The 26,790-nt window shown below is 72.3% G+C and carries 30 protein-coding genes and 1 riboswitch; of the genes, 16 read left to right on the top strand and 14 right to left on the bottom strand.

Annotated elements, in window-relative coordinates; genetic code table 11:
* Positions 1–451 precede the first annotated feature (451 nt).
* The 3 genes from ACLQ3B_RS33360 to ACLQ3B_RS33350 all read right to left on the bottom strand — a co-directional run bounded on the left by ACLQ3B_RS33360 (position 452) and on the right by ACLQ3B_RS33350 (position 3,276).
* The gene (locus tag ACLQ3B_RS33360) at positions 452–2,185 is read right to left on the bottom strand and encodes a DEAD/DEAH box helicase (protein ID WP_425784644.1); all 1,734 of its coding nucleotides are present in this window, start codon (positions 2,183–2,185) and stop codon (positions 452–454) included.
* 169 nt (positions 2,186–2,354) lie between these two features.
* Positions 2,355–3,017, bottom strand: a complete 663-nt coding sequence (locus tag ACLQ3B_RS33355) for a trimeric intracellular cation channel family protein (RefSeq protein ID WP_124816071.1) — start codon at positions 3,015–3,017, stop codon at positions 2,355–2,357.
* A 40-nt stretch (positions 3,018–3,057) separates the two neighbouring features.
* Positions 3,058–3,276: a DUF3039 domain-containing protein gene (locus ACLQ3B_RS33350; RefSeq protein ID WP_088946800.1), complete on the bottom strand. Its 219-nt coding sequence runs from the start codon at positions 3,274–3,276 to the stop codon at positions 3,058–3,060.
* A gap of 88 nt (positions 3,277–3,364) precedes the next feature.
* Here ACLQ3B_RS33350 and ACLQ3B_RS33345 point away from each other — a divergent pair, with 88 nt between their 5' ends.
* A complete protein-coding gene (locus ACLQ3B_RS33345) occupies positions 3,365–4,300 on the top strand; it encodes a pseudouridine-5'-phosphate glycosidase (RefSeq protein ID WP_425784643.1) in 936 nt (311 codons plus the stop codon).
* On the top strand, positions 4,297–5,196 hold the full coding sequence (locus tag ACLQ3B_RS33340; RefSeq protein ID WP_425784642.1) for a carbohydrate kinase family protein: 900 nt from the start codon (positions 4,297–4,299) through the stop codon (positions 5,194–5,196). Before ACLQ3B_RS33345 ends, ACLQ3B_RS33340 begins: the two co-directional genes overlap by 4 nt.
* A gap of 65 nt (positions 5,197–5,261) precedes the next feature.
* Here ACLQ3B_RS33340 and ACLQ3B_RS33335 read toward each other — a convergent pair whose 3' ends face one another.
* Positions 5,262–5,621, bottom strand: a complete 360-nt coding sequence (locus ACLQ3B_RS33335; RefSeq protein ID WP_425784641.1) for a DUF3099 domain-containing protein — start codon at positions 5,619–5,621, stop codon at positions 5,262–5,264.
* Between the two features lie 104 nt (positions 5,622–5,725).
* On the opposite strand from ACLQ3B_RS33335, the gene ACLQ3B_RS33330 reads away from it, so the two are divergent.
* Both ACLQ3B_RS33330 and ACLQ3B_RS33325 read left to right on the top strand, forming a co-directional pair.
* Complete coding sequence (locus tag ACLQ3B_RS33330) at positions 5,726–6,010, top strand: hypothetical protein (RefSeq protein ID WP_425784640.1); 285 nt, start codon at positions 5,726–5,728, stop codon at positions 6,008–6,010.
* 17 nt (positions 6,011–6,027) lie between these two features.
* Complete coding sequence (locus ACLQ3B_RS33325) at positions 6,028–6,339, top strand: hypothetical protein (RefSeq protein WP_124858894.1); 312 nt, start codon at positions 6,028–6,030, stop codon at positions 6,337–6,339.
* 9 nt (positions 6,340–6,348) lie between these two features.
* Here the strand turns inward: ACLQ3B_RS33325 and ACLQ3B_RS33320 are convergent, their stop codons facing one another.
* On the bottom strand, positions 6,349–6,939 hold the full coding sequence (locus tag ACLQ3B_RS33320) for an HhH-GPD-type base excision DNA repair protein (RefSeq protein ID WP_425784647.1): 591 nt from the start codon (positions 6,937–6,939) through the stop codon (positions 6,349–6,351).
* A gap of 95 nt (positions 6,940–7,034) precedes the next feature.
* Between ACLQ3B_RS33320 and ACLQ3B_RS33315 the strand changes: the two genes are divergently transcribed.
* Positions 7,035–8,519: a DUF7059 domain-containing protein gene (locus tag ACLQ3B_RS33315; protein ID WP_425784639.1), complete on the top strand. Its 1,485-nt coding sequence runs from the start codon at positions 7,035–7,037 to the stop codon at positions 8,517–8,519.
* A gap of 76 nt (positions 8,520–8,595) precedes the next feature.
* Complete coding sequence (gene dtd, locus ACLQ3B_RS33310; RefSeq protein WP_425784638.1) at positions 8,596–9,018, top strand: D-aminoacyl-tRNA deacylase; 423 nt, start codon at positions 8,596–8,598, stop codon at positions 9,016–9,018.
* 98 nt (positions 9,019–9,116) lie between these two features.
* On the opposite strand, the gene ACLQ3B_RS33305 is transcribed toward dtd, so the two are convergent.
* Positions 9,117–9,905, bottom strand: a complete 789-nt coding sequence (locus ACLQ3B_RS33305) for a sporulation protein (RefSeq protein WP_425784646.1) — start codon at positions 9,903–9,905, stop codon at positions 9,117–9,119.
* Between the two features lie 232 nt (positions 9,906–10,137).
* Between ACLQ3B_RS33305 and sigB the strand changes: the two genes are divergently transcribed.
* From sigB to ACLQ3B_RS33285, 4 genes are all read left to right on the top strand, one after another.
* Positions 10,138–11,154 (top strand): RNA polymerase sigma factor SigB, encoded by a 1,017-nt coding sequence (gene sigB / locus ACLQ3B_RS33300; RefSeq protein ID WP_425784637.1) that lies wholly within the window; start codon positions 10,138–10,140, stop codon positions 11,152–11,154.
* A gap of 120 nt (positions 11,155–11,274) precedes the next feature.
* Positions 11,275–11,655: an ArsR/SmtB family transcription factor gene (locus tag ACLQ3B_RS33295; RefSeq protein WP_425784636.1), complete on the top strand. Its 381-nt coding sequence runs from the start codon at positions 11,275–11,277 to the stop codon at positions 11,653–11,655.
* A complete protein-coding gene (locus tag ACLQ3B_RS33290; RefSeq protein WP_425784635.1) occupies positions 11,652–12,158 on the top strand; it encodes an SRPBCC domain-containing protein in 507 nt (168 codons plus the stop codon). The genes ACLQ3B_RS33295 and ACLQ3B_RS33290 overlap by 4 nt, the downstream gene beginning before the upstream one ends.
* Complete coding sequence (locus ACLQ3B_RS33285; protein WP_425784634.1) at positions 12,155–12,562, top strand: VOC family protein; 408 nt, start codon at positions 12,155–12,157, stop codon at positions 12,560–12,562. The genes ACLQ3B_RS33290 and ACLQ3B_RS33285 overlap by 4 nt, the downstream gene beginning before the upstream one ends.
* A 10-nt stretch (positions 12,563–12,572) precedes the next feature.
* Here ACLQ3B_RS33285 and ACLQ3B_RS33280 read toward each other — a convergent pair whose 3' ends face one another.
* Genes ACLQ3B_RS33280 through ACLQ3B_RS33270 form a run of 3 tightly spaced genes read right to left on the bottom strand, consistent with a single transcriptional unit; the run spans position 12,573 to position 17,245 of the window.
* Positions 12,573–15,128, bottom strand: coding sequence for a GNAT family N-acetyltransferase (locus ACLQ3B_RS33280; RefSeq protein WP_425784633.1), 2,556 nt, complete (start codon positions 15,126–15,128; stop codon positions 12,573–12,575).
* A gap of 26 nt (positions 15,129–15,154) precedes the next feature.
* Complete coding sequence (locus tag ACLQ3B_RS33275; protein WP_425784632.1) at positions 15,155–16,336, bottom strand: acetoin utilization protein AcuC; 1,182 nt, start codon at positions 16,334–16,336, stop codon at positions 15,155–15,157.
* Between the two features lie 48 nt (positions 16,337–16,384).
* Positions 16,385–17,245, bottom strand: a complete 861-nt coding sequence (locus tag ACLQ3B_RS33270; RefSeq protein ID WP_425784631.1) for a sulfurtransferase — start codon at positions 17,243–17,245, stop codon at positions 16,385–16,387.
* A gap of 100 nt (positions 17,246–17,345) precedes the next feature.
* Between ACLQ3B_RS33270 and ACLQ3B_RS33265 the strand changes: the two genes are divergently transcribed.
* Positions 17,346–18,035 carry a metal-dependent transcriptional regulator gene (locus ACLQ3B_RS33265; protein ID WP_425784630.1) on the top strand — a complete coding sequence of 230 codons (690 nt, stop codon included), beginning with the start codon at positions 17,346–17,348 and terminating at the stop codon, positions 18,033–18,035.
* Positions 18,036–18,062: 27 nt separating this feature from the next.
* On the opposite strand, the gene ACLQ3B_RS33260 is transcribed toward ACLQ3B_RS33265, so the two are convergent.
* Positions 18,063–18,611: a hypothetical protein gene (locus ACLQ3B_RS33260; protein ID WP_425784629.1), complete on the bottom strand. Its 549-nt coding sequence runs from the start codon at positions 18,609–18,611 to the stop codon at positions 18,063–18,065.
* Positions 18,612–18,709: 98 nt separating this feature from the next.
* Positions 18,710–18,964, bottom strand: coding sequence for a DUF5522 domain-containing protein (locus ACLQ3B_RS33255; protein WP_425784628.1), 255 nt, complete (start codon positions 18,962–18,964; stop codon positions 18,710–18,712).
* 148 nt (positions 18,965–19,112) lie between these two features.
* On the opposite strand from ACLQ3B_RS33255, the gene ACLQ3B_RS33250 reads away from it, so the two are divergent.
* Genes ACLQ3B_RS33250 through ACLQ3B_RS33240 form a run of 3 tightly spaced genes read left to right on the top strand, consistent with a single transcriptional unit; the run spans position 19,113 to position 21,506 of the window.
* Positions 19,113–19,676, top strand: a complete 564-nt coding sequence (locus ACLQ3B_RS33250; RefSeq protein WP_425784627.1) for a dihydrofolate reductase family protein — start codon at positions 19,113–19,115, stop codon at positions 19,674–19,676.
* Between the two features lie 3 nt (positions 19,677–19,679).
* On the top strand, positions 19,680–20,537 hold the full coding sequence (locus ACLQ3B_RS33245; protein ID WP_425784626.1) for an alpha/beta fold hydrolase: 858 nt from the start codon (positions 19,680–19,682) through the stop codon (positions 20,535–20,537).
* Positions 20,538–20,570: 33 nt separating this feature from the next.
* Positions 20,571–21,506: a MerR family transcriptional regulator gene (locus tag ACLQ3B_RS33240; protein ID WP_425784625.1), complete on the top strand. Its 936-nt coding sequence runs from the start codon at positions 20,571–20,573 to the stop codon at positions 21,504–21,506.
* A 24-nt stretch (positions 21,507–21,530) separates the two neighbouring features.
* On the opposite strand, the gene ACLQ3B_RS33235 is transcribed toward ACLQ3B_RS33240, so the two are convergent.
* Positions 21,531–22,466, bottom strand: a complete 936-nt coding sequence (locus ACLQ3B_RS33235; RefSeq protein WP_425784624.1) for a DUF2332 domain-containing protein — start codon at positions 22,464–22,466, stop codon at positions 21,531–21,533.
* A gap of 143 nt (positions 22,467–22,609) precedes the next feature.
* Between ACLQ3B_RS33235 and ACLQ3B_RS33230 the strand changes: the two genes are divergently transcribed.
* Positions 22,610–23,722: an FAD-dependent monooxygenase gene (locus ACLQ3B_RS33230; protein WP_425784623.1), complete on the top strand. Its 1,113-nt coding sequence runs from the start codon at positions 22,610–22,612 to the stop codon at positions 23,720–23,722.
* Positions 23,723–23,745: 23 nt separating this feature from the next.
* Here the strand turns inward: ACLQ3B_RS33230 and ACLQ3B_RS33225 are convergent, their stop codons facing one another.
* Together ACLQ3B_RS33225 and ACLQ3B_RS33220 are read right to left on the bottom strand one after the other, a co-directional pair.
* Positions 23,746–24,711 (bottom strand): CU044_5270 family protein, encoded by a 966-nt coding sequence (locus ACLQ3B_RS33225; protein ID WP_425784622.1) that lies wholly within the window; start codon positions 24,709–24,711, stop codon positions 23,746–23,748.
* Positions 24,712–24,727: 16 nt separating this feature from the next.
* Entirely contained in the window at positions 24,728–25,297 is a 570-nt protein-coding gene (locus ACLQ3B_RS33220; protein WP_425784621.1) for an RNA polymerase sigma factor, read from the bottom strand.
* Between the two features lie 151 nt (positions 25,298–25,448).
* Positions 25,449–25,531, top strand: a riboswitch (ZMP/ZTP riboswitch).
* A gap of 13 nt (positions 25,532–25,544) precedes the next feature.
* On the opposite strand from ACLQ3B_RS33220, the gene ACLQ3B_RS33215 reads away from it, so the two are divergent.
* Positions 25,545–26,444 (top strand): bifunctional 5,10-methylenetetrahydrofolate dehydrogenase/5,10-methenyltetrahydrofolate cyclohydrolase, encoded by a 900-nt coding sequence (locus tag ACLQ3B_RS33215; protein ID WP_425784620.1) that lies wholly within the window; start codon positions 25,545–25,547, stop codon positions 26,442–26,444.
* Positions 26,445–26,790 lie beyond the last annotated feature (346 nt).

The following is a 26,790-nucleotide window of genomic DNA, read 5'->3' as shown; positions in this document are numbered from 1 at the left end:
CCCGTTCCCGTTATCCAGCAGGGGTTGACCCGCCGATCACAGCCCTAACGCAACGGCGTTGACCAGGATGTAGTGGCCGCACCGACGCACCGATGCCACTACATCCCGGATATTGCGCGATCTTGAGGTCGGGCCACCTCGCGGAGGGGCGCCCGCAGGCATCCCGGGCAGGTAACCCCCGATGCCCGGGGCCCATCCCCGTGATCCACTCGGTTTCACGGAAATCGCGCGTTCCACCTCGCTCGGACACCGCGTTTTCAAGAAAGCCGAGTGGATCACGCGGCAAGCACCGGCGCAGGCCACAAGCACGGGCGCACGCCACAAGCACCGGCGCAGGCCACAAGCACGGGCGCACGCCACAAGCACCGGCGCACGCCACAAGGACCGGCGCACGCCACAAGCACCGGCGCACGCCACAAGCACGGGCGCCACAAGCACGGGCGCGGTTGGTCTAGAGGGTCTGCACGGTGGCGATGCGTTCCTCGAGCTGCTCGATGGTGGCCTGGGCGCTCGGCGGCCCGCCGCAGAGACGACGCAGCTCGGCATGGATCTTGCCGTGCGGTTGGCCGGTGCGGTGGTGTCGAGCGGCCACCAGAGCGTTCAGTTGGCGCCGGAGCGCCACGCGACGCTGGGCGGCGCTCATGGGTGCGGGTGGCGCTGCCGTGGGCGCAGCGGCCGGCTGAGCGGCCCCGTCGGCCGTACGACGGCGTTGGGCGGCGAGCTGGGCGGCCTGCCGCTTGGTCAGCAGCAGTGAAACCTGGTCGGCGGTGAGCAGGCCGGGCAGGCCGAGGTATTCCTCTTCCTCGGGGGTGCCGGCCTGGGCCGCGGTGCCGAACGACGCGCCGTCGAAGATCACCTGGTCCAGTTCGGCGGTGGCCGAGAGCGCGGCGAACCGCTTCTCCAACTCCCCGCTGGCCTGGTCGTCGCGCTGCGCGCGTTCCAGCAGGTCGTCGTCGAACCCGTCGGCTTCCTTGGGTTTGCCGAGCACGTGGTCGCGCTCGGTCTCCATCTCGCTGGCCAACCCGAGCAGGTGCGGCACGCTGGGCAGGAAGACCGACGCGGTCTCCCCGGGCCGGCGGGCCCGCACGAACCGGCCGATTGCCTGGGCGAAGTAGAGCGGCGTGCTGGCGCTTGTGGCGTAGACACCGACCGCCAGTCGCGGGATGTCTACCCCCTCGGACACCATCCGCACCGCGACCAGCCAGCGCTGGTCGGACGCCGCGAACGTCGCGATCCGGGCGGACGCGCCCTGGTCGTCGGAGAGCACCACGGCGGCCTTCTCGCCGGTCACCTGCTCGATCAGCTTGGCGTACGAACGGGCGGTCTGCTGGTCGGTGGCGATGATCAGACCGCCGGCGTCGGCCATGCCGGCGTTGCGCAGCACGGTGAGTCGGGCGTCGGCGGCCCGCAGCACCTGTGGCATCCAGTCGCCGGCCGGGTCCAGGGCGGTACGCCACGCCTGCGCCACCAGGTCCTGGGTCATCGGCTCACCCAGCCGGGCGGCCAGTTCCTCCCCCGCGTTGGTACGCCAGCGGGTCTCCCCGGAGTACGCCAGGAAGAGCACCGGCCGGACCACCCCGTCGCGTAGCGCGTCGGAGTAGCCGTACACGGAGTCGGCGCGGGAGCGCAGCAGCCCGTCGCCGCCGCGCTCGTAGCTGACGAACGGGATCGGGTTGTCGTCGGAGCGGAACGGCGTACCTGTGAGCATCAGCCGGCGTACGGCGGGTTCGAAGGCGTTCTTCACCCCGTCGCCCCAGGATCGGGAGTCGCCGGCGTGGTGGATCTCGTCGAGGATGACCAGGGTGCGTCGGGTCATGGTGCGCCGCCGGTGCACCTGCGGGGCCATCCCCACCTGGGCGTAGGTGACGACCGCGCCGTGGAAGTCTGCCGCGGAGTGCAGGTCGGCGTTGCGGAAGGCGGCGTCGAGTTGGATGCCCACTCGGGCCGCGGCGTCGGACCACTGGTTCTTCAGGTGCTCGGTCGGGGCGACCACGGTGACGGCCTCGATGGTGCCGTCACCGAGCAGCTCCGCCGCGATACGCAGGGCGAAGGTGGTCTTGCCGGCGCCGGGCGTGGCGACCGCGGTGAAATCGTCGGTACGGCGACGCAGGTATTCCACCAGGGCCTTGCGCTGCCACGCGCGTAGCGCCGGGAACGTCTCGAGCACCGGCGTCCGGGCTGCCACGCGAAGCTCCTCTCCGACCGCACGATGGCGGACCCCGGGCGAGGGCCACGAGGATCCGCCGCCCATGAAAACGCCTCCGCGCAGAAGCTGCCGCGAAGGCCGACTCAGCATAACCAGCGCGGGCCGCCGGGCCCAGGCGACGCCACGCTGGTCACATCTGAGGACCGCGTCACCACTCCCGGTCGGCGCGTGGATCCGCGCCGTCGGCACGTGGGGGGCGCAACGTGGCCACCGGCGCGGACCAGCGTCGACGCAGCGCGATCAGGCGCAGCCCGAAGACCAGCACGGCGGCGGCGGTGAGCGGTGCGGGCCCGGTCTGCCCGGTGACGTACAGCAGCGCCACCAGGACCGAACCGGCCAGCGCGGCCAGCGCGTAGATCTCCCGGCGCAGCACGACCGGGATCTCGGCGGTGAGCAGGTCGCGGCCGAGCCCGCCGCCGATCGCGGTGAGCATGCCGATCAGGCAGGCGCCGACCGCCGGCACCCGGGCGTCGAGCGCCTTGAGCGTGCCGGTGACGGTGAACAGCGCCAGGCCGGCCGCGTCCAGTACCAGCACGGTCGTCCGCAGTCGGGCCAGTTGTGGGTGCAGCCAGAAGACGGCGAGCGCGGTGATCGCGGCGGTGGCCGCGTACCGCCAGTCGGCGAAGGCCAGCGGCGGCACCTCGTCGATCACCAGGTCCCGGAAGATCCCACCGCCGAGGGCGGCCACGAAGCCGACGAACGCGACGCCGAACAGGTCCAGTCGCTTGGCCACCGCCGCCGAGGCCCCGGAGGCGGCGAACACCGCGACCCCGGTCAGGTCGGCGAGGAGCAGGGCGGTGGAGGTGGTCACCGCCGCAGGCTACGTCGCCGGCCGGAGCGCCGGCCGAGGTTCACTCACGGTACGAGTCGTAGATCTCCTTGCACTTGGGGCAGACCGGCGATCCCGGCTTGGCCGCCTTGGTGACCGGGAAGGTCTCGCCGCAGAGAGCGACGACGTAGGTGCCCATGACGGCACTCTCGGCGATCTTCTCCTTGCGGACGTAGTGGAACATCTCGGGACCGGTGTCGGCGTCCTTCAGCTCCGGACGCTCGAGAACCTCTGTGCTCACGTCTGCACCTCCGACCGTCAAGTTTGGCAGGTCATCACGGCCGGGTCCACTTGAGGCCGGCCGAGGCCCCACCCCGTACGGTGCCCGTGTGACTGACTTTCACATCAGCTACGGCACCGCGGTCGCCGAAGCCCTGCGCGACGGCCGGCCCGTCGTCGCCTTGGAGAGCACCATCGTCTCGCACGGTCTGCCCCGGCCGGAGAACCTGCGGGTGGCCAGGGAGATCGAGCGAGCGGTTCGGGACGCCGGGGCGGTTCCGGCGACGATCGGCATGATCGCCGGTGAGCTGGTGGTCGGCCTGGACGACGCGCAGCTGACCCGGCTGGCCACGGTCGACGGCGTGACCAAGCTCTCCGTCCGCGACCTCGCGGTGGCTGCCGCGACCGGCGCGGACGGCGCGACGACGGTGGCCGCGACCAGCGCGGTGGCCGCCGCCGCCGGTATCGGCGTGTTCGCCACCGGCGGGCTGGGTGGGGTGCACCGGGAGGCCGCGCACACCTTCGACGAGTCGGCGGACCTGGTCACCCTGGCGCGGACCCCGATCGCGGTGGTCTGCGCCGGGGTCAAGTCGATCCTCGACGTGGGCGCGACGCTGGAGCGCCTGGAGACCCTCGGAGTGGCGGTGGTCGGTTACCGCACCCGCCGGTTCCCCGGCTTCTACCTCACCGACGCCGGCTTCGACCTGGACTGGTCGGTGGACTCGCCGGAGCAGGTCGCCGCCGTGCTCGCCGCCCGGGACGAGCACGCCGTGCACACCGGTGGGCTGCTCATCGCCAATCCGCTGCCCGTCGACGAACAGCTCGACCCGGAGTTGCACGACCGGACGCTCACCGAGGGCCTGGCCCTGCTGGAGCGGGACGGGATCACCGGAAAGGCCGTCACCCCGTACCTGCTGGCGCACTTCCACTCGGCCACCGAGGGCGCGAGCCTGGCGGTGAACGTGCGGATCATCCTGCGCAACGCCGACCTGGCGGCGCGGATCGCGGTCGCTTCGGCGGCCCGCGGCACCGCCGTCCCGGCATGACCCGTGCGGCCCGGATGGTCGTCGTCGGGGACGTGATCACCGATGTGGTCGCCGTGTTGTCCGGGCCGCTCGCGGCCGGCTCGGACACCGGGGCCGCGATCAGTCTCGGCGGCGGCGGGCAGGCGGCCAACACCGCCGCCTGGGTCGCCGCCCAGCGGGTGGACGTCACGCTCGTCGGCGCCGTCGGTGACGACGACGCCGGGCGGGACCGGGTGGCCGAACTCGACCGGGCGGGCGTGGACTGCGCGATCGAGCGGGTCGAGGGCGCCCCGACCGGAACGGTCATCGTCCTAGCCGCCGACGACGAGCGCACCATGGTCAGCCAGCGGGGTGCGAACCTGCGGCTGAGCGCCGCGCACGTCGAGCGGGCCCTCGCGGCGGCGCCCGACGCCGGGCATCTGCACCTGTCCGCGTACACCCTGCTGGACGCCGAGTCGCGCGGCGCGGGGCTGCGGGCGTTGGCCGCCGCCCGCGAGCGCGGGCTCACCATCAGCGTCGACGCGGCCTCCGCGGCGCCGCTGCGGCGGGTCGGCGCGGCGGCGTTCCTGAGTTGGGTACGCGACATCGACCTGCTCCTGGTCAACGCGGACGAGGCCACGGTGCTGGCCGGCGGGCTGGACCCGGCGGCGCAGGGGCGGGTGCTGTCGGCGACGGCTCGGCGGGTCGTGGTGAAGCGCGGCGCGGCAGGCGCGGTCTGGGTCGACCGGACCACGCCCGTCTGCGTGGCTCCGGCGCGCCGGGTGGCGGTGGTGGACGTCACCGGCGCGGGAGACGCCTTCGCGGCAGGTCTGCTCACCGCGTGGCTCGCCGGTGCCACCCCGACGGCGGCACTGAGCCGTGCCACCGACCTGGGCGCGCTGGCCGTCTCCACCGCCGGCGCACGGCCACAGCCGTAATGGCCGACGCACGGCCCACAGCCGTAGCGCGGCCCTGACTGTTCGAACCCTGGCCCGCTCGCGGGTCAGGGTTCGGCGTCGATGACCTTGTGCGGGCGCTCCTCGGCGCTGAGGCTCATCGGCGGGGTGTCGTCCTGTTGGCGGCTGTGGAACCGGTTGGCCAGCCGGTGCTCTTCCTTCGGCGGCCGGTCGTTGGCCAGCAGCACGGCCAGCCAGGGAATGAGCACCATGCCGAGGCCGCACAGCGGCAGCCAGAGCCAGAGCAGTGGGGCGTTCGCACCGACCAGGATCGCGCCGACGATGATGCACAACACCCGGATGCCCATCATCAGGACATAGCGGCGCTGGCGACTGTTGAGCTGATCGTCCTGGCTGCGCGAGGCGTCGGTGATCAGAATCGGCTGGTACGCCTGACGCTTCACCATGGACCTCCTCGAGGGGGTTACGCCTCATCCTGTCACCGCAGGTCCGTGATCAGCGAACTTCGACTCATCCCAGTGCGTGTTACGCGCGTGGTACGCTGCGCGACGTGGGCAGCAGGTTCAGCTTCACCGACGAGGCGTTGGCCAACCTGAGGGTCTACGACGTCACACCCGGGGAAGTCTGGGAGGCGCTGCACAGCGCCCGACGGGTCATCCGGCATCTGGGTGACGACGTGATGGTGGTCTACGCCGCCGCCCGTCGGGGCCGCCGGCTGGCGGTGCTGCTCACCGAGGCCGATGGCACCGACAACGACTGGGACATCCTCTCCGCCCGCGAGCTGAGCGACGTCGAGTCCAAGCGCTACGACGAGGCCGTGCGGAGATCTCGGTAGATGAGGAGGCCGTGACGATGCACCGTAACGACGCGACCAAGCAGTTCCACGGCGGCGGTGAACGGATCGCCGAGCTGATCGACGAGAGCCCGGCGGCAGAGCTGCCCACCCCCGACAGCGACGTGCCGATGGTGAGCCGCTCGGTGCGGCTGCCACTGGACACCTACGAACGGGTCCGCGCCGCAGCCGACGCCCGGGGCATCGGGGTCACCACGCTGATGCGCCAGTGGATCGAGGCCGGCCTGGCCGACCTGGACGACTCGGCGACCGTCTCGCTGGCCGACGTCCGGCGCGCGCTGGCCTCGCTGGCGCACCCCACCGCCGCCTGAGCGGACGACTCAGCCGCCGGTGGCCTTCGCCTTGGCTGCCGCCTTCATCTGCTGCTTGAACTCCCGCACCCGACGCAGCGAGTCGGCGTCGGTGACGTCCGCCACCGACCGGTACGCGCCCGGGTCGCCGTAGTCTCCGGCCGCCTTCCGCCAGTCCTGCGGGGTCACCCCGAACCGCTTGCCGAGCAGGGCCACGAAGATCTGCGCCTTCTGCTTGCCGAAACCGGGCAGCGCGGAGACCCTGCGCAGCAGCTCCGGCCCGTCGGGAACCTCGGCCCAGAGCAGCGCCGCGTCACCGTCGTAGCGCTCCACCAGCACCTGGCAGACCTCCTGCGCCCGGGCCGCCATGGCCTTCGGAAACCGGTGCAGCGCGGGCGGCTGGGCGAAGAGCGCGACCAGGGCCTCCGCGTCGTACCCGGCCAGCTCCGCCGCGTCCAGCTCATGACCGAGCCGCTGCTGGAGCACGTACGGTGACGAGAACGCCTTCTCCATCGGCACCTGCTGGTCGAGAACCATGCCGAGGAGCAGGGCCAACGGGCTGTTCTCCAGCAGCCGGTTGGCCTCCGGGTCGATGGGCAGCACAAGCGTCATGCGGACCATCCTGCCTGGCGCGCCGACCGGGGCGGACACCGACGCTCCGACACCAACCGGCGGGTGACGCTGACCGAGGACGCGACGGGAGGCAGGATGTCGGGGTGGACGAACACGACATGCTGCTCTCCCCCGCCGGCGTCGACGCGCTGCGGAGCGCGCTGACCCGGACCGGTTTCACCAGCCACGGCATCGCCGAGCGGCTGGGCGCCCAGGCGACAGCCGCGGTCGCCCGCAACGACTACCGGGCCGCGCTGCGCGCCACCGAGGACGGCGACCCGCTGGGCACCCTGATCCGGGTGTTCATCTGCGATCAGACCGAGCCGGAGGCCGCGGTGGCCGCCGCGCTGGCGCCGCTGAGCCTGGACGAGGCGTTGGCCGGCGGGCTGGTCGAGCGGTACGGCGACGGCCTGCGCGCCGGCGTCGACCTGGAGCCGTACGGCGAGGACTGGTGGGTGCTCGCCGACGTGCCGGGCAGCGCCCGGCCGGGTCGCCCGTTGCACGCCGAGCACGTCCTCGGCGTCGGCGGGGCGACCCACACCCTGATCGGCGCGACCATGCGCCGGCCGGTCGACACCGCACTGGACCTGGGCACCGGCTCGGGCGTTCAGGCCCTGCACCTGTCCACTCACGCCCGGTCGGTGACCGCCACCGACCTCTCCGAGCGGGCGCTGCGCTTCGCCGCGACCACCGCCGCCCTCAACGGTCAGGACTGGGAGCTGCTCCGGGGCGACCTGGTCGCCCCGGTGGCCGGTCGGCGGTTCGACCTGGTGGTGAGCAACCCGCCGTTCGTGGTCGGTCCGGGCACGACCACGCACGTCTACCGCGACTCGGGCCGGGTCGGTGACGCGATCGGCGCCGAACTGGCCGCCGCCGCCCCGGGCCTGCTCACCGAGGGCGGCACCATGCAGTACCTGGCGAACTGGGTGCACGTCGCCGGCGAGGAGTGGGACGAGCGGGTGGCCGGCTGGTTCGCCGGCACCGGCCTGGACGCCTGGGTGATCCAGCGCGAGGTGGCCGATCCGATGGCGTACGTCGACCTGTGGCTCACCGACGTCGGCGAGACCGCCGACCCGCGGCGGATGGCCGCCTGGCTGGACTGGTTCGACGCGCACAAGGTGGAGGGCATCGGCTTCGGCATCGTGTCACTGCGCCGCGGCGGACACGCCGACCCGGTGGTCCGGGTGGAGGACCTGCGCCAGCGGGTGCAGCCACCGCTGGGCGACCAGGTCGCCGCCTGGTTCGACCGCCAGGAGTTTCTCCGGGTACGCGACACCGAGGCGTTGCTCGCCGAGCGCTACCGGGCCGCCGACGGCCTGCAGCTGCGGCAGGAGGCCACCATGGGTGACGAGGGCTGGGGGGTGGACCGGCAGGTCCTGGCGATGCCGCACGGCCTGCGCTGGACCGAGGAGATCGACCCGCTGGTGCTGGCCCTGGTCGGTGGCGCCGACGGCCGCCTGCCGCTGCGCGACCAGCTCGCCCTGCTCGCCGCCGCGCACGACGTCGAACCCGACGAGATGGCCGAGGCCGCCGGCCCGATCGTGGCGCACCTGGTGGAGCGCGGTTTCATCGAGGCGGTGACCGCGTGACGCGGGCAGGCTCCGCGCCGGCTGCCGGCGTTGCGGCAAGCGGCTTTGCGGCAAGCGGCGTTGCGGCGGGCTGCTGATGCGTGCGGTGGTGCAGACCGTCGGGCGGGCCAGCGTGACGGTGGACGGCGAGGTGGTCGGCGCGATCGAGAACGGCCTGCTGGTGCTGCTCGGGGTCACCCACACCGACACGACGCAGACCGCTCAGACGATGGCCCGCAAGGTGCACGAGATACGCATCCTGGACGGTGAACGGTCCGCCGCCGACACCGGCGCGCCGATCCTGGTGGTCAGCCAGTTCACCCTCTACGGCGACGCCCGCAAGGGCCGCCGTCCAAGCTGGACGGCAGCCGCCCCCGCCGAGGTGGCCGAACCACTGGTGACCGCCGTCGTCGACGCGCTGCGCCAGCGCAACACCCCTGTGGAAACCGGCCGCTTCCGCGCTCACATGCTGGTGGAAAGCACCAACGTAGGCCCCCGAACCCTCCTCCTGGACCTCTAACCCCCACCCCCATTGGTGATCAAGAGATTTGCGTCAGAGTTCGGCCTTTCCATGACGCAAACCTCTTGATCAACGGGGAGGGCACCAAGGGGTTGGGGTTAGGAGAAGAGGCCTCGGCGGGTTAGGGACTGGCGGAGCCAGGTGTCGAGTTCGGCGGTCCAGTCGGTGCGGTCGGCGGTGGCGTGGTCGACAGTGAACCGACCGAAGGCGTCCCGGCCCTCGGTGAAGACACCGCCGCGCTTGTCGACTTCCAGCACCACCTGCATCTGCCGCGCGTCGGCGATGAAGGTGACCTCCAACTGGTTGATCGAGCGGGCGTACTGCGGCGCCGGACCGAACTCGATCTCCTGGTAGAACGGCAACGTCTGGCGTACACCGTAGATGTGACCACGTTCCACATCGGCGCGGGCGAACCGGAAACCCAGCCGCAGCAACGCGTCCAGCAGTCGCTCCTGCGCCGGCAGCGGGTGCACCGACACGGCGTCCAGGTCACCCTTGTCGACCGCGCGGGCGACCTCCAGCTCGGTACGCAGGCCCATCGTCATCCCGTGCAGGTGCTGCCCGTACAGCTCGGTGACCGGTGTCTCCCACGGCACGTCGAAGCGGAACGGTAGGTCGTAGCGCTGCCCCGGCTCCAGCCGGAACGCGCCGGTGACCTGCTGGCGGTGGAACTCCTGAGTGGTGTCGTAGTCGTTGTCGCCGCTCTCGACCTCGACCCGGGTGACCAGGCCGAGGGTGACGTGGTCGATGTCGACCTGGTGATCGCCGCCCAGCACCTGGATGTGACCCTCCAGCTGACCGCCCGGGCGGCAGTTCGGGTTGGCCAGCACCGTCTCCACCGACGGGCCGCCGACGCCCATCGCCTTCATGAGCCGCTTGAAGACCACACCGTCCTCCATCTGTCGTCCTGGGCCGACCAGTGGTGGTCGACCGTCCGCAACGTAGCCGGGGCGGGCAACCACACAGCGGGCCGACACACCGCACCAGCGATCCGACCCGATTCCTGTCGGGTGCCCGATCGCCTCACTCCCGTTTTACGCCCCGCCCGCCAAGCTGTTGTCACACCGGCACCACTGGGCCGGGAACACGGCACAGACGTGGAAACGGGGAGAGACAGAGATGGTCCTGCAGATGACGGAACACCGGACGCGCCCGGCCACCACGACCGACACGGACGGGGCGTCCGAGGTCCTCGCCGACCTGGACGCCACCGACGAGCGCGGCATCTCCACCGACCTGGTCCGGGCCTACCTGAACGGGATCGGCCGGACGAAGCTGCTGACCGCCGCGCAGGAGGTCGACCTGGCACGGCGCATCGAGGCCGGCCTGTTCGCCGACGAGAAGCTGGCCACCTGCACCCCGGTCTCCGCGGAGCTGCGAGCCGACCTGGAGCTGATCGTCGCGGAGGGTCGGGCGGCCAAGGACCACCTGTTGGAGGCGAACCTGCGGCTGGTGGTCAGCATCGCCAAGCGCTACACCGGCCGTGGCATGGCGTTTCTCGACCTGATCCAGGAGGGCAACCTCGGTCTGATCCGGGCGGTGGAGAAGTTCGACTACGCCAAGGGCTACAAGTTCTCCACGTACGCCACCTGGTGGATCCGGCAGGCCATCACCCGCGCCATGGCCGACCAGGCCCGCACCATCCGCATCCCCGTGCACATGGTCGAGCAGGTCAACCGGATGGTCCGGGCACGTCGCGAGCTGTCGGTGACGCTGGGCCGCGAACCGACGGTCGCCGAGGTCGCCCGGGCACTGGAGATCCCCGAGATCCAGGTCATCGAGCTGATCTCCTACGACCGGGAGCCGGTCAGCCTGGACCAGGCGGTCGGCGACGACGGTGAGAGCGCGCTCGGCGACTTCGTGGCCTCGGTGGACCCGCGGACCGAGCCGGGCGACGCCGCCGCCCAGGGCGAGCTGCGCAACGAGGTCAGCATCGTGCTCTCCACCCTGTCCCAGCGGGAGCAGGCCGTGATCCGCCTGCGGTTCGGGCTGGACGACGGCCGGCAGCGCACCCTGGACGAGGTCGGCCGGGAGTTCGGTCTGTCCCGGGAGCGGATCCGGCAGATCGAGAAGGTGACGCTGTTGAAGCTGCGCGACCCGGAGCGGGCCCAGCGCCTGGAGGCGTACGCCTGCTGACGCACCTGGTTCCCACGGAAGGCCCCGCCGGTTCGCCGGGGCCTTCCGCGCGGCAGTGGTGCTTGACGAACACAGCCGTCCACGATAAAACCAACTGGTTATAAAACCAGGAGGTTATAGGTGGCGGACACGGAGCTGTTGGATGCGACCTTCGCGGCGCTGGCCCACCCGACCCGGCGGGCCATCCTCGCCCGGCTCGCGCTGAGCGAGGCCACCGTGACGGAGTTGGCGGAGCCCTTCGAGATGAGTCAGCCGGCCATCTCCAAGCACCTCCGGGTGCTGGAACGCGCTGGCCTCGTCAGCCGAGGGCGGGACGCCCAGCGCCGGCCGTGCCGATTGGAGGCCCGACCGCTGCGTGAGGCCACGGCCTGGCTCGCCAACTACCGCGACTACTGGGCGGAGAGCTACCAACGCCTCGACGTACTGCTCGACGAACTCCAGTCCGTCGACCGCACCGACGCCGAGCGTCGTCCCGCCCGACCGGACGGAACAGGCGGTTGACAAACGTCGACGATCCGCTCGTCGTGCACACCCCGGGCAACCGGGAGATCGTGTTGAGTCGGCTGTTCGAGGCACCGGCGCGGTTGGTGTTCGCGGCCTTCACCCAACCCGAACTGCTGGCCCGGTGGTACGGCGCGCGCGGCTGGAGGCTGGCAGAGTGCGACGTCGACCTGCGGGTCGATGGACGGTGGCGGTTCGTGTCACTGGGGCCGGAGGGCGCCCGGATGGTCCAGGCTGGGGTCTACCGGCACGTCGAGCCATCGCACCGGCTGGTCTACACCGAACTCTTCGACGACCAGTCCTATCCGCGCGAGACGCTGGTCAGCCACGAGTTCTCCGAGGTGGCCGGGCGAACGACTGTCACCACCACGCTGCTCTACGCCACAGCGGAGGGGCGGAACATCGTGCTGCGCTATCCGATGGCGCGGGGCGTCGGGCAGAGCTTCACCCGACTGGCCGACCTGCTGCAATCAACAACGACGACAGAGGAAGAGCACCCATGAACTGGACACTCGAAGTGGTGATCGTTCCCGTCTCCGATCTGGACCGGGCCAAGAAGTTCTACGCCGACCAGCTCGGCTTCACGGTGGACCACGACACCGTGATCAACGACGAGGCGCGCATCGTCCAGCTGACCCCGCCGGGCTCCGGCTGCTCGATCGTGATCGGCAAGGGCGTCGTTCCGGAGATGCCGCCCGGTTCGCTCAAGGGCCTGCAACTGGTGGTGCCCGACCTGAAGCGGGCCCACGAGGAGCTGGTCGGGCGGGGTGTGGAGGTCAGCGAGATCCAGGTGGTGGGTCAGAACCCCCGGCCGGTGCCGGATCCACTGGACAACGTCGGCTTCGTCTTCTTCACCGACCCGGACGGCAACAGCTGGGGAGTCCAGCAGATCTCCAGCCGCGCCTGACCGGGCCCGCTCACAGGCGGCGGGGGCCGGTGTCCGGGCGGGCCACCACGCCTCCCACGCCCACCTGGGCGTGCAGGACCGAGATGCCGTCCGGGCGGGCGAGCACCGGGTTGAGGGTCAGCGATCGCACCCGCGGCTGTTCGTCGGCGAGCTGACCCACCCGGAACAGCAGGTCGGCCAGGGCCGCCCGGTCGACCGGGGCGGCCCCCCGGTGCCCCCGCAGCAGCGGCGCCGCCCGGGGCTCGTCGACCAGTTCGGCCGCGTCCCGGTCGGTCAGCGGCACCGCCCGCCAGGCACGATCGCCGAGCAGCTCGGTGGCGACCCCGCCGAGGCCGAAGCCGACCACCGGCCCGAACGCCGGATCTTCGACCACCTCCACCACGCAGGCCACTCCGGGCGGGACCATCGGCTGGACCAGCGCGTCCGCGCCGAAGGTCGCCGCCAGGTCGACGTACGCGCGGCGGAGGGTCGGCTCGTCGGGCAGGTCGAGCCGGACCGCGCCGAGGTCGAGCCGGTGCCGCAGCCCGGGGGCGGCCGCCTTGAGCGCCACCGGGAAGCCCAGCCGCGCCGCCGCGTCGACCGCCGCGTCGACCGAGTCGACGGGCACCGAGGGCACCACGTCGATGCCGTACGCGGCCAGCAGCGCACCCGGGTCGGTGACGTCGGCCCGGAGCGCGGCCTGCGCGGCAGCGCGATCGAGGCCGGGCAGCTCCGGTGCCATCCCGGGCGGGCGACGCAGCCACTCGGCGTACCGGTGCGCGCGGGCGAGCGCACGGACCGCCTCCTCCACGCCGCCGTACGCCGGCACCCCCGGCGGTAGCCGCCCGACCAGGAACGTCGCCACGGTCGGCTTGCCCAGCGCGAGGGCGGCCGGCAGCGCGGCGGTCACGTCGGCGTCCACCTCGGTCAGCTGGCCGGGTAACGGCGGGGCGAAGACCACCACCAGGGCGTCCACCAGTTCGTCGGCGGCCGTCTCGGCGAGAGCGGCGGCGAACTCGGCGGCACCGGCGCTCGGCCCGACGTCGCGGGGGTAACCGTCGGCCACGCGGAGGCCGTGCCCGACGCAGGCGGTCGCGGCGAGCCCGGTGAGCGCCGAGGAGTTGCCGACCACACCGACCCGGCCGCCGACCGGCAACGGCTGGTTGGCCAGCAGCACACCCACGTCGAGCAACTCCGGCACGGTGTCCACCCGAATCACGCCGGACTGGGCGAAGAGCGCCGCCACCGCCACCTCGTCCGGCCCGGTCGCGTCGCCGACCCCGGGCGGGCGGGCCGGCGAGGCGAGCGCGACGACCGGCTTGGCGCGGCCGATCCGCCGGGCCAGTCGGGCGAACTTGCGCGGGTTTCCGAAGGTCTCCAGGTAAAGCATGATCACGTCGGTGCCGGGGTCGTCCTGCCAGTACTGCAGCAGGTCGTTGCCGGAGACGTCGGCCCGGTTGCCGGCCGAGACGAAGCTGGACAGCCCGAGGCCCCGCCGGTCCGCCTCGGCGAGCAGCGCCACGCCGAACGCGCCGGACTGGCTGAAGATGCCGACCCGACCGGCCGGCGGCAGTGCCGGGGCGAGGGTGGCGTTGAGGCGTACCGTCGGGTCGGTGTTGGCCACGCCCAGGCAGTTCGGGCCGACGACCCGCATGCCGGCCGCGTGCGCCGCGCGGACCAGCGCCCGCTGCGTGGCCGCGCCCTCGCCGCCGGCCTCGGCGAAGCCGGCCGAGATGACCACCAGGCCGTGCACCCCCGCGGCGGCGGCGTCGGCGACCACGGCGGTCGCCGCCTCCGGCGGAACGGCCACCACCGCCAGGTCCACGGGCGTTCCGGCGTCCACAGCCGACGGGTACGCGGGGAGGCCCGCCACTGTCGACGCGCTCGGATGCACCGGCACCACCGCGCCGGTGAACCCGCCGTCGCGCAGGTGCCCGAGCACCGCCGCGCCGACACCCTGGCCGGTGGCGCTGGCGCCGTACACGACGATGCCGCGCGGGGCGAGCAGCCGGGCGATCGAGCGGGCCTCGGTACGGTGCTCCCGGCCGCGCTGCACCTCCAGGCTGGCCTCGGTGGGCGCGATGGGGAAGCTCAGGTGGACCACGCCGTCGGCGTACTCGCGCTGGACCTGGTAGCCGAAGTCGGCGAAGACCCGCAGCATCGTCCCGTTGGCCGGCAGCACCTCCGCGACGAAGCTCATGATGTCGTTGCGGCGGGCCGCGTCGGCCAGGTGTTCCATCAGCACCGAGCCGATGCCCCGACCCTGGTAGGCGTCCTCCACCACGAAGGCCACCTCCGCCTCGGGGGCCTGCGGGCCGAGCCGCTCGTACCGGCCGACCGCGACGATCTGGTCGGCGGCCAGCACCACGAACGCCTCGCGGTCGTGGTGGTCGACCGTGACGAAACGGATCAGATCCCGTTCCGGGATGCGCGGGTACGGCGAGAAGTACCGCAGGTAGCGGGTGCGCTCGGAGAAGCGGCTGTGCATCGCCACGATGCCCGGCGCGTCGGCCGGGTCGATCGGTCGCAACTGGACCGTGCTGCCGTCGCTCAGCAGCACGTCGACCGGCTGGTCAACGGTCGTCACCGGAACGGACCCTCCCCCGGCCCGGCTCAGTCCCGCGGATCGTGCGGGTCGAGCCCGAGCAGCGGGAAGACGGCCTTGCGCGTCGCCGCGATCGCCCGGTCCACCGCGTTCGGCTCGCCGGTCGGCTGCCACGGCTCGTACGACGGGTCGGCGTCGTCGGTCATCCGCAGCGGCACCTCGCGGCCCAGACGGCGGGAGGCGACCAGGGCCCGCCAACCGGGCGGGGTGAGCGTGGCCGGGTCGATCGGGTCACCGGTGGCCACGGCCAGCAGGTGACTCCAGGCTCGGGGCACCACCTCGACGAGCGCGTATCCGCCGCCGCCGGTGGCCACCCACCGGCCGTCGCACAACTCGTCGGCGAGCGCCCGCATCGCCAGGTAGGTGGCCCGTTGCCCGTCGACGGTCAGGTTCAGATCGGCGAGCGGATCCAGTAGGTGCCCGTCGGCGCCGCACTGGGTGACCAGCACCTGCGGCCGGAACGCGCGCAACACCGACGGCACGATCGCGTGGAACGCCCGCTGCCAGCCGCTGTCGTCGACACCGGGCGGCAACGGCATGTTGACAGCGGTGCCCTGCGCACCCGGCCCACCCGTCTCGTCCGGGAAACCCGTGCCCGGGAAGAGCGCCAGCGGGGTCTCGTGCACGCTGACCGTGAGCACCCGCGGGTCGTTCCAGAAGATGTCCTGCACCCCGTCGCCGTGGTGCACGTCGACGTCCACGTACGCGACCCGCTCCGCGCCCAGGTCGAGCAGGCGGGCGATGGCCACCGCGGGGTCGTTGTAGACGCAGAAACCGGAGGCTCGGGCGGACATCGCGTGGTGCAGCCCACCGGCCACGTTCACCGCCCGGCGGGCGTCCCCGCGCCAGACCGCCTCGGCAGCGGCCACCGTGGCGCCGGCGATGAGCGCGCTGGACTCGTGCATCCCCTCGAAGACGGGGTTGTCGGAGGTGCCCAGCCCGTAACCGGCGAAGAGTGGGTCGCGCGGCGCGTTGCGCACCGCGGCGAGGTAGGCCGGCTCGTGCACCCGGCTGAGCAGGGCATCGTCGGCCGGCTCCGGTTTGACCACCCGCACCCCTGGGCGATCCAGGATGCCCAGCTCGCGGGCGAGTGCGATGGTCAGCTCCACCCGGACCGGGTCGAGTGGATGGTCACCCATGTCGTAGGCGAGCAGCGACTCGTCCCACACCACCACCGTGTCGTCGGACATGAGCCCATCGTCGCACGAGGATCGGCACCAACCCACCGCATGCGCTGGTCAGCGGCCGGGTGTCGGCCCGGAGGCGACCGGCCGGGCCGGATCCGCCACCCAGTTGCTCCACGATCCAACGTAGAGCGCGGCGTCCGTGCGGCCGGCCAGGTGCAGCGCCAGCACCGCCTGCGCGGCGGTCACTCCCGAGCCGCAGTACGCCCCGACCGCCCGTGCCCCGGTCACCCCGGCGGCGGCGAACCGCTCGCCCAACACCTCGGCGGCCAGGAAGCGGCCGTCCGGTCCGACGTACTCCCCGGCGGGCAGGTTCGCCGCTCCCGGCACGTGCCCGGCGACCGGGTCGATCGGCTCGACCTCACCCCGGTAGCGAGGCGCCGCCCGTACGTCGAGCAGCACGGCGTCGTCCGCGTCGGCCAGCGCGGCGGCCTGCCCCGCGTCGAGCACCGGGAGATCACCGGGGCGTACCACGACGTCACCGGGGGGTGGGGTGGGCTCGTCGGTGGAGACGGGCCGGCCGGCGGCGACCCAGGCCGGGTAGCCGCCGTGCAACAGGCGCACCGGGCGGTGCCCCGCCCAGCGCAGCGTCCACCAGGCCCGCGCGGCGGCCAGGCCGTCGCCGCCGTCGTACACCACCACGGGGTGACCGGCGCGGACGCCGGCGGCCCGCAGCGCGGCCTGCAACGCGGTCGGGTCGGGCAGGGGGTGCCGACCGCCGGCCCCGGGCACCCCACAGAGCGCGCTGTCCAGGTCGACGAAGACCGCCCCGGGCAGGTGGCCGGCGAGGTAGTCGTCGCGGCCCGGCGGGCCGACGAGCCGCCAGCGGACATCGAGCAGGGTGGGCGGATCGACCTGGTCGAGCTCGGCGACCAGCCGATCGGCCTCGACCAACGGCTCCTGGGTACCGGACATGGCGACCATCCAACACCATTCGCGTAGAGGGCACGCGGTTCGGCGGCGGTCGCCGGCGCCTCACCGAGGTAACATCGTGCACCGGAGGGCCGCTGAAGTTATGAAGTCTCACGACCTGGTCGACACGACCGAAATGTACCTGCGCACCATCCTTGAGTTGGAAGAGGAGGGGGTGCCACCGCTGCGTGCCCGCATCGCCGAAAGGCTGCACCAGAGTGGCCCCACCGTGAGCCAGACCGTCGCCCGGATGGAGCGCGACGGCCTGCTCACCGTCGAGGGAGACCGGCACCTGGCGCTCACCGCCCAGGGTCGCGGCAGTGCCGTGTCGGTGATGCGCAAGCACCGCCTCGCCGAGCTGCTGTTGGTCAACGTCATCGGGATGCCCTACGAGGAGGCCCACGAGGAGGCCTGCCGCTGGGAGCACGTAATGAGCGACGCGGTGGAGAAGCGGGTGTACGACCTGCTCAACCGGCCGACGCGTTCCCCGTACGGCAACCCGATCCCCGGGCTTCAGGAGCTGGGTTCGCCGGCGGCGGAGACCACCGAGGCCACCGAGGTCGAACGCAACCTGGCCTTCCCCGGCCTCTCCGGGTCGGTCGTGGTGCGCCGGATCTGCGAGAGCGTGCAGAAGGACGCCGACGTGCTGCGCCAGCTGCACGCCGCCGGTGTCGACCCGGGCGCCACGGTGACCGTGGCCCAGGAGCGCGACGGGGTGTCGATCGACCGCTCCGGTGACCGGGTGCGACTCCCCCGCGAGGTCGCCTCCCGGGTCTTCGTCGCCGCCAACTGATCGACTGACCTACCGGGCACCCGGGCGTCACAACGCCCGGGTGTCCACCTTTTTCGCCAGCGCGGTCAGGTCGCCGGTCAGCTTCTCCACCGCCGAACGCTCACTGCCACGGGCTGCGGTCCAGCTCACCGTGGCCAGCCGCCCGTCGCCGGCCAACCAGCCCACCTCGGCCACCGGCCCGTGCCCGCTCGCCGCGGCGGTGGTCCGTTTGTACGCCTGCTGACCCAGACCGGTGACCTTCGCCGCTTTGTCCGGCACCACGTCGGCGCCGAAGCTGGCCCTGTCGATAGTGGTCTCGGTCACGCTGAGCGTCAGCTCCGGCAGCGTCGCACCCGCGGCCCGGACCACACAGGTGTGGGTGTCGCCCTGCTCGCTTGACGCCGCCACGTCGAAGCGGACCTTCACCACCTGCTCGATCACCGTGAAGTCCAGCAGACGGCAGGCGCCGCCCGAGGACGCCGCCGCCACGTCCACCGCGATCGGCACCGGGGGTGGCGCCGCCACCGGTTCCGCCTCGTCGGCACAGCCGCTCACCAGCAGCCCGGCCAGCCCGACGACCACGATCCGCCCGCGCACATTCCACCCTCTCGCCGACCGACGGCGGAAGGCGCCCGCCCGATGTCCGTCGGACACCGTACGGGGTGTCGGTGTCGGGCGAAAGCCCCCGCTGACGCCTATTCCGACGGTGGATCGTCCACGTACGGGCAGTGCCGGCAGCCGCGCCCGCAGCACGTGCCACGGTGGGCCAGGAAGCCGGCGCTGAGCACGAACAGCCCGCTCGCCGGGTCGAGGTAGCCGGCCGCACCGGCGGCCAACGCGGCGGTGTGCGCGGCGAGGATCCGGGCCCGGTCGGGGTGATCGAACGGCAGCCGGGACGGGTGCGGCTCGGTGAGCGGCCGGTCGGCCAGGGGTCGTCGCTCTCCGGTCACCGCAGCAGTCTAGGGACGGTTCGTGGTCGGCCTCCCGCTGCCTGCACGCGCGACATGCCCTCGGCGTCGTCGCGGCGGGCGGGCGTTTCGTCGTACGGTCCGACGACGATCGGGGTCGACGCCTGTCAACGCGTACGGAGGGGAAACGATGCGGAAGATCGTTGTGCAGATGAGCGTGTCGTTGGACGGGTTCTTCGAGGGCCCGGGCGGCGACATCGGCTGGCACCAGGTCGACGAGGAGTTGCACCAACACTTCAACGACGTGATCGCCCCGATGGGCGGGTTCCTCAGCGGCCGGGTCAGCCACGAGATGATGGCCGCCTACTGGCCGACCGCCGATCAGGACCCGACCGCCAGCGGCCCGGAGCGCGAGTTCGCCGGCATCTGGCGGGACATGCCGAAGATCGTCTACTCGCGCACCCTCGACCATGCCGACTGGAACGCGACAGTGGTGCGCGAGGTCGACGTCGAGCAGGTCCGCAGGCTCACCGCCGAGCCGGGCGGCGACCTGGCACTCGGCGGCGCCGACCTGGCCGCGACGTTCGCCCGGCACGACCTGATCGACGAGTACCGGATCTACGTCCACCCGGTGCTCGTCGGTGGGGGCCGCCGACTCTTCCCCGACGCGGACGCCCCGACCGGCCTGCGACTGTTGGACAGCCGCGTCTTCGGCAACGGCGTGGTCCTGCTCCATCACGAGCGGGCGCGCTGACCGATGATCACCACCTTCGACGCGACCGACGGGACCACCCTCGCGTACCGGACCGTCGGGATCGGCGACCCGCTGGTCTGCCTGCCGGGCGGGCCGATGCGCGACTCCGCGTACCTCGGTGACCTCGGTGGTCTGGGCGCGCACCGGACGCTTGTCATCGTCGATCCGCGGGGCACCGGCCGTTCGGCGGCCCCGGCGGACGTATCGACGTGCCGCTGTGACCGCCTCGTCGACGATGTGGAGGCGCTGCGCGGGCACCTGGGCCTCGACCGGCTGGATCTGCTCGGGCACTCCGCCGGCGCCAACCTGGCTCTGCGGTACCTGACCCGGCACCGCGATCGGGTCGGCCGACTCGCGCTTGTCAACCCGAGCATCCGAGCGGTCGGGCTGGAGGTGACCGCCGCGCAGCGTCAGGAGGTCACCCAGGCCCGAGCCGGCGAGCCATGGTTTCCGGTGGCAGCCGCGGCGGTGGAGTCCGTCCTCTCGGGTCGGGCCGGTCCGGGCGCACAGCAGGAGATCGCGCCGTTTCTGTACGGCCGGTGGGACACTGCCGCTCAGGACCACCAGGCCGCCGAGGCCGGCCAGCGCAACGACGAGCTGGCGCGGGTCTTCAGCTCCGAGGGCGCCTTCGATCCGCCGGCCACCCGCTCGGCGCTCACCGCACATCGAGGCCCGGTGCTGCTGCTCGCCGGCGCGGTCGACCTGGCCGCACCGCCGGGCCTGGTGGCCCAGTTCGCCGAGCTGATTCCGGGCGCCGAGCTGGTCGTCCAGCCGGGCGCCGGGCACTACCCGTGGCTCGACGACGCCGAGGCGTTCACCGCTACGATCGCGGCGTTCCTCGCCGGCCCGGATGGTGCTTGAGTCTCCACCGGGGGGAGACGCGAGGGTGGGGGCATGAGCGGGGAGACGCGACACACGATCGGCGAGCTGGCCCGACGGACCGGCCTGAGCGTCAAGACCATCAGGTACTACGCCGACAGCGGGGTCGTGCCGCCGACGGACCGCAGCCCGGCCGGCTACCGGCGGTACGGCCCGGCGGCCGTGGCCCGGTTGGAGCTGGTCCGGACGCTGCGTGACCTGGGCGTGGACCTGGCCACCATCCGGCGGGTGGTGAACCACGAGGTGCCCCTGCACGAGGTGGCCGCCGCGCACGCCGAGGCGTTGGCGGTGCAGATTCGGGTGCTGCGACTGCGCCAGGCGGTGCTCACCGTCGCGGCGCGACGCGGGTCCGGCCCGGCCGAGGTGGACGAGCTGCACCGGTTGGCCCAGCTCACCACCCGAGAGCGGGGGCAACTGGTGGCCGACTTCCTGGACACCGTCTTCGCGAGCCTCGGCGACCAGCCCGCGTACCCGGGTGTGCTCGTCTCGATGACACCTGAGCTTCCCGACGACCCCACCACCGAGCAGGTCGAGGCGTGGCTGGAGCTGGCCGAGTTGTGCCGGGACCCGGAGTTCCGGGCCCGGATGCGGCAGCTGGTACGACAGCACGCCGCCGATCACGACGTTCCGGGGCTGCCCCGCCCGGACGCCGTGGCGGTGGTCCGGGACGCGGTGGCCGGTGCGCTCGGTCTCGACCCGACCAGCCCGGACGCCGATCCGGTCGTCGCGGCCGTCACCGGCCGGTACGCGAGCCTGCACGGTCACCCGGACGACGCCGACCTGCGACAGCGCTTGCTCGACCGGCTGGTGCTGGCCAACGACCCCCGCCGGGACCGCTACCTCGACCTGTTGTCGGTGATCAACGGCTGGTCGACAGGCGACGCGACAGTACCGGCGGTGGACTGGTTCATCCGCGCTCTGCGCGCCCGGCTGCCCGAGCCGGCTCGCTGAAACCGGCCGGGTCGACCCGCCTCGTCAGCCGAACCAGGTCATCGCCTGGCCGTGGCCCCTCGCCCAGGCCAGCGGCTTCCCGTCGAGCGCCAGAACGTTGTACAGCGCATCGCTGGGCGGCTCGGGCAACCCGTCGTACCGGAGCACGTCCGGCCCCTCGTTCGCGACCCAGTGCCCGGGCAGCTCACGCACCAACCGAACAAACGCCTCCCGACGCGGCGGCGGCACCTGGTAGAGCACCGACGTGTGGAAGACCACAAGCGTCGCGTCGGTCGGCGCCTGCGCGGCCAGCGCCGGCAGGTCGTCCACCAGGTCACCGCGGACCAGCAGCGGCGGGTCGGCTGCGGCGACCGCCGCCGCGGCCCGCAGCCGGGCCCGCCGGTGGGCGTGTTCCGGCCAGATCAGCGCGTCCAACCAGGACACGTCGCCGGAGTCGGTCACGTCGAGCGGGTTGAGGTCCAGGCCGGCCCGCCACACCACCTGGGGTACGCGAGCCGGCGGCACCAACCCGTTGGCCGCGCACTCGACGATCGGCGCACCGGAGCCGACCTGATGGTCGCCGTAGCGGTAGGCGTACCGGTCGGGGTAGAGGCAGAGCCCCGCCGACGCGCCGACCTCCAGCAGGGCGAGGGGCTGCGGCAACGCGGCGAGCACCGGCAACAGGACCGCGCACCGGCCCGCCTCGTTCGTCTGGGTGGCCCGGGTGAGCAGTTCCGTCTCGACGGCGGGCCAGTGCGTCACCACGAAGTCGTGAAAGGTGACCGGGTCGTCGACCGGGCCACCGAGCCAGCGGACGACGCCGAACAGCAGATTCGGCTGCCGCTTGCCCGGTGGGAGCCCGTCGAGCAGGGCGAGCAGCTCGTCGTCGCGGGCGACGGCCTGCGACAGGCGCTCGTACGTGGGCGACACACCGCGCGCCTCCCGGATTCCGAACTCGGCGTACGCCTCAGCGGTCGTCATGCCCACATCGTCGCAGCCCATTCCTCGGTAATTCAGCCCCCATTTCCGTGGGCTGACTCACCCGCCTCGTAGAGTGCTGCGTCGGCCGGACCGTTGAGCAGCAGCTCAGCGGGGTCGGGCAGGGGCTACGAGGGGAACGTGTCGTGCGGGGTGACGGTGTCCGGGTACTGATCGTCGGCGGTGGTGTCGCCGGACTGGCGACGGTGGCCGCCCTACGCGAGTGGGGCGCGACGATCGACGTGGTCGAGCGAGCGCCCGGGCCGACCGACTCCGGCACCGGGATCTACCTCACCGGCAACGCGACCCGGATGCTCGACGTGCTCGGTCTGCGAGGGCCGGTCGCCGACGTCGCCGTGGAGATCACCCGGCAGCGCAGCGCCAACCAGCGCGGGCGTCGCCTCTTCGACATCGACGTGGCCGCGCTGTGGCAGGGCGTCGGGCCGTGCGTGTCGTTGCCCCGGGCGCAGCTGCACCGGGCACTGCTCGACGGCGTCGGTGACGCCCCGATCCGCTGGGGCCGCCAGCCGGTCGTGCTGGCCCAGGAAGGCGGCCAGGTCGCCGTCGAGTTCGACGACGACAGCACCCAACGGTACGACCTGGTGCTCGGCGCGGATGGGGTGAACTCGACGGTTCGCCGGCTCGCCTTCGACGGCCAGACCGCCCGGGACCTCGACCAGTACGCGTACCGATGGGTCGCTCCCCGCATCGACGACGAGCCGGTCTGGTCGGTGCAGTTGGGGCGCGGCAGGCAGTTCCTGACCATCCCGATCACCGCCGAGCAGACGTACTGCTACTACAACGACGGCCCGGTGGCCGACCGGCCCGGCTGGCGCGACGAGCTGGCCGCGACGTTCACCGAGCCGGCGGCCACCATGCTCAAGACCCTCGACTACGACGACAGCACCCTGCACGCCGGGCCGAACCAGGAGGTCGTGCTCGACTCCTGGTCCCGGGGGCCGGTGCTGCTGATCGGCGACGCCGCCCACGCCACCTCACCGAACATGGCCCAGGGCGCGGCGATGGCCCTGGAGGACGCCGTCGTGCTCGCGTCGTCGCTGGCCGCCGCCGATTCCGTCGCCGACGCGCTGCGTGGCTACGAGGCGCGGCGCCGCCCGCGTACGAACTGGGTGCTCAGCCAGACCCACCGCCGCGACAAGGCCACCGGGCTCCCGCCCGCGCTGCGCGACCTGGTCATGCGCCGCCTCGGCGAGCAGATGTTCCGCTCGAACTACGGCCGCCTGTTCGCCCAGCCCTGACCGGTCCGACGTGACCGGCCCGCTCACGGCAGCTGGCCCGGCCGGTCGACGATCGCGACCCGCAGGAGCGCGACAGCGCTGTACACGGACTCTTTGCCGTTGCGTATCACCGAATTACGGGTGCCAAGGTAGACGTGCGAGTCCCGATCGAAGATCAGATCCACGTTCCCGCCGAACACACCGGGCATCCGAATCGCCACCCCGTGCCGGCCGGCGACGTCCACCACGTCCCCCGATATGACGACCGCCCCGGGCTCCCCTGCCAGCACTTCGAACAGCGCCGCCAGCGCTCGGGGCGGCACGTAGCCGTCGAGCATCGACCACGCGGTGGTGTACGCCATGCTCTCGTCCCCGTACACGGCCTCCTCGTCGGCGCCTTCGGGAAGGTGCAGGTCGACCGGGTGTTCCCGAAGGTAGAGGAGCAGCTCGTCCGGATCGGTGGGTAGGTCCCCGTGGTACGCGGGGGGCTGGAACGCGTCGAGCTCCTTCGTGGGATCGGCGGCATCGTCCATCTTGAGCACCCTCAGCTCGCCCCACCCGTTCGGATCGGCCTCCGGTCGGTAACGTGCCTGCGTGTACGCGACTCCGCCGGCCGACTGCCACAGTTGGTTCCGGATGGTCTGGTACGGGCCGCTGGCCGGCAGATCCCGGATCGTGGCAAGGGATTCCGTGAAGACGTACTGGTCGGGCCGGGCGGTGAGCTCCGGCTGCTGCCGGGCCGCGTCGGCGGCCAGATGGAAGATCTCCGACGCGTTGGCCGTGGGTGGCGGCTGATCGCCCAGCCTCATGGTCTGAACCGCCAGCGCACCAGCGGTCAACGTGACCGCCAGCCCGAACGCTCCGGCGAGACGCCACCCACCGAGGAACCGGGCACGGCGGCCGGAGGGACGGGCCGCCGACGCCATCTCGGCCCGCTGAGCGACGTGTGCGGTCAGATCACCGAGGAGCTGCTCCTCGAAGCCCTGCGGCGACCGTTCGATCTCGTTCATCGTCATCTCCGTCTCATCAGGCGAGGGTGGTGGCGGGGCGGGCGAGCACGGCGCGGACGACGCGGCGGGCGCGATGCAGGCGGACCCGAGCGGCGACCGGCGACACCCCGAGCACGGTTGCCGCCTCCGCGACGGTGAGGCCATCCACGGCGACGAGTTCGACGAGCGCTCGGGTGCCCTCGGGTAGCTCGCTCAGCGCCCGGTGGGTGCGGCGGGCCGCCGACTCGGCGTCGATCCGCTCCTCGATGCGGGCGATGTCATCGGGGCCCAGGTCGCGCCGTCCGGCCAGTCGGCCGGTCACCCGCAGCCGCTGAGCCGCCCGACGTCGCTCGTCGCCGATGACGTTGCGGGCCACCCCGTACAGCCAGCCGACCTGGCTACCCCGATCCGGCCGGTACCCGGCCGCCGACTCGATCACCGCCAGGAACACGTCGGCGGTGAGGTCGGCGGCGAGGTGTGGGTCGTCGACCCGCCGCGCCACGAACCGGCCCACCGCCTCCAGGTGCCGCCGATAGAAGACCTCGAAGGCCACCGGATCGGCCCCGATGCCGGAAATGTCGTCGTCGGCTCGGCTCGGCTCATTCACAGGCCGTCCCCCTTCGTAGCCTTCACACCTCTTCTTCGTAAGCCGGAGCGCGGGTGTTACCGAGCCATCCGGCCCGTACGTGGAGCCCGCGCGGCGCTGACGGCGGCCCTGCTGGTCCAGTTGGGCAACCGCCCTGGTGATGCGGCATTATCGAAGCACCGGCGACTGGCGGCACGGGGATGGTGTGAACCATCGGGGAGCCTGTCGCGGGCGTCGACCGCCTGGGCGCCCGCGTCGAGGAACCATCATGACCACAAGCAGCACATCCGCAGAGCGCCCCACCCCGTCGGGCACGGCCCGGCTCCTGCCGGGCGCACCCGTCGCCGAAGCCGTCCTGGCCGAGACCGCGGACGCAGCCGCCCGCCTCCGCAGCCACGGCATCACCCCGAGCCTCGCCACCATCCTCGTCGGCGACGACGACGCCAGCGCCGGTTACATCGCCATCAAGCAGCGTCAGGCCGCCGCGCTCGGGTTCGCCTCCCCGCACGTGCACCTGCCTGCCACCGCCACCCAGGCAGAGCTGCACCAGGCCATTGCCCGGTTCAACAGTGATCCAGGCGTGCACGGACTGCTCGTGCAGTACCCAGTGCCCGGGCATCTGGACTACGACGCGGCGCTGCAGACCATCGACCCGGACAAGGACGTCGACGGCATGCATCCGCTGAACATGGGGCGTCTCGCCGTCGGCCTGCCCGGCCCGCTGCCGTGCACCCCCGCCGGCATCGAAGCGCTCCTGGCGTACCACGAGATCCCGGTCGCCGGTCGTGAGGTCGTCATCCTCGGCCGCGGCGCCACCCTTGGCCGCCCCCTGGCCATGCTGCTCGCCCAGAAACGCCCCACCGCCAACGCCGCCGTCACCGTCGTACACACAGGTGTGCCCGACTGGGCCCGCTACACCCGCCGCGCCGACATCCTCGTGGCCGCCGCCGGCGTACCCGGGATCGTGCAGCCTGAGCACGTCAAGCCCGGCGGCGTCGTCATCGGCGCCGGCGTCCGCTACGACGGGCGGCGCCTCCTACCGGATGTGGACGAGGCGTGCGCCGAGGTCGCCGGCGCGATCACGCCCCGGGTCGGCGGGGTCGGCCCGACCACCGTCGCGATGCTGTTCCGCAACGCCGTACGCGCCGCCGAACGCGCGAGCCAGTAGCCCGGCTCCGCTGAAGCAACATCGAAAGGTCGACATCCCGCGGGGAATTTGTAGACAACCGCATAGCTGTGGTGCGCGAGTTTGCTTTCCTACCGCGCTCAGCAATATGGAAATGAACGCACGTCCACGCGCGTGGATTCGACCCGAAACCGGGCAACGTGGTGTTGGTCACGGCACCACCGCCGCCATCGGGCCTGTGGCTCGGCTCATAGTCAACCGCGCCCTGCTACCCGAAAGTAGCGGCATATATTTCCGCTGTCCTCGGTCGAGATGGGGCGCTGCGGTGATACACGACGGCGTGGGCGGCGACCAACTCCAGATCCGAACATTTGAGTACATGCGGGCA

The sequence above is a fragment of the Micromonospora sp. DT53 genome (assembly GCF_049841535.1).
Lineage (GTDB): Bacteria > Actinomycetota > Actinomycetes > Mycobacteriales > Micromonosporaceae > Micromonospora.
This window is presented reverse-complemented; position numbering and strand designations above follow the sequence as displayed.

What these genes read in the sequence shown, in the direction of transcription:
- ACLQ3B_RS33320 (WP_425784647.1), bottom strand. Translation starts at nt 6,939, where the DNA reads ATGGTCCGCATGACGCTTGTGCTGCCCATCGACCCGGAGGCCAACCGG.
- dtd (WP_425784638.1), top strand. Translation starts at nt 8,596, where the DNA reads ATGCGTGCGGTGGTGCAGACCGTCGGGCGGGCCAGCGTGACGGTGGAC.
- ACLQ3B_RS33285 (WP_425784634.1), top strand. Translation starts at nt 12,155, where the DNA reads ATGAACTGGACACTCGAAGTGGTGATCGTTCCCGTCTCCGATCTGGAC.
- ACLQ3B_RS33325 (WP_124858894.1), top strand. Translation starts at nt 6,028, where the DNA reads ATGCACCGTAACGACGCGACCAAGCAGTTCCACGGCGGCGGTGAACGG.
- ACLQ3B_RS33335 (WP_425784641.1), bottom strand. Translation starts at nt 5,621, where the DNA reads ATGGTGAAGCGTCAGGCGTACCAGCCGATTCTGATCACCGACGCCTCG.
- ACLQ3B_RS33250 (WP_425784627.1), top strand. Translation starts at nt 19,113, where the DNA reads ATGCGGAAGATCGTTGTGCAGATGAGCGTGTCGTTGGACGGGTTCTTC.
- sigB (WP_425784637.1), top strand. Translation starts at nt 10,138, where the DNA reads ATGGTCCTGCAGATGACGGAACACCGGACGCGCCCGGCCACCACGACC.
- ACLQ3B_RS33235 (WP_425784624.1), bottom strand. Translation starts at nt 22,466, where the DNA reads ATGACGACCGCTGAGGCGTACGCCGAGTTCGGAATCCGGGAGGCGCGC.
- ACLQ3B_RS33265 (WP_425784630.1), top strand. Translation starts at nt 17,346, where the DNA reads ATGAAGTCTCACGACCTGGTCGACACGACCGAAATGTACCTGCGCACC.
- ACLQ3B_RS33245 (WP_425784626.1), top strand. Translation starts at nt 19,680, where the DNA reads ATGATCACCACCTTCGACGCGACCGACGGGACCACCCTCGCGTACCGG.
- ACLQ3B_RS33340 (WP_425784642.1), top strand. Translation starts at nt 4,297, where the DNA reads ATGACCCGTGCGGCCCGGATGGTCGTCGTCGGGGACGTGATCACCGAT.
- ACLQ3B_RS33275 (WP_425784632.1), bottom strand. Translation starts at nt 16,336, where the DNA reads ATGTCCGACGACACGGTGGTGGTGTGGGACGAGTCGCTGCTCGCCTAC.
- ACLQ3B_RS33270 (WP_425784631.1), bottom strand. Translation starts at nt 17,245, where the DNA reads ATGTCCGGTACCCAGGAGCCGTTGGTCGAGGCCGATCGGCTGGTCGCC.
- ACLQ3B_RS33215 (WP_425784620.1), top strand. Translation starts at nt 25,545, where the DNA reads ATGACCACAAGCAGCACATCCGCAGAGCGCCCCACCCCGTCGGGCACG.
- ACLQ3B_RS33240 (WP_425784625.1), top strand. Translation starts at nt 20,571, where the DNA reads ATGAGCGGGGAGACGCGACACACGATCGGCGAGCTGGCCCGACGGACC.
- ACLQ3B_RS33225 (WP_425784622.1), bottom strand. Translation starts at nt 24,711, where the DNA reads ATGAACGAGATCGAACGGTCGCCGCAGGGCTTCGAGGAGCAGCTCCTC.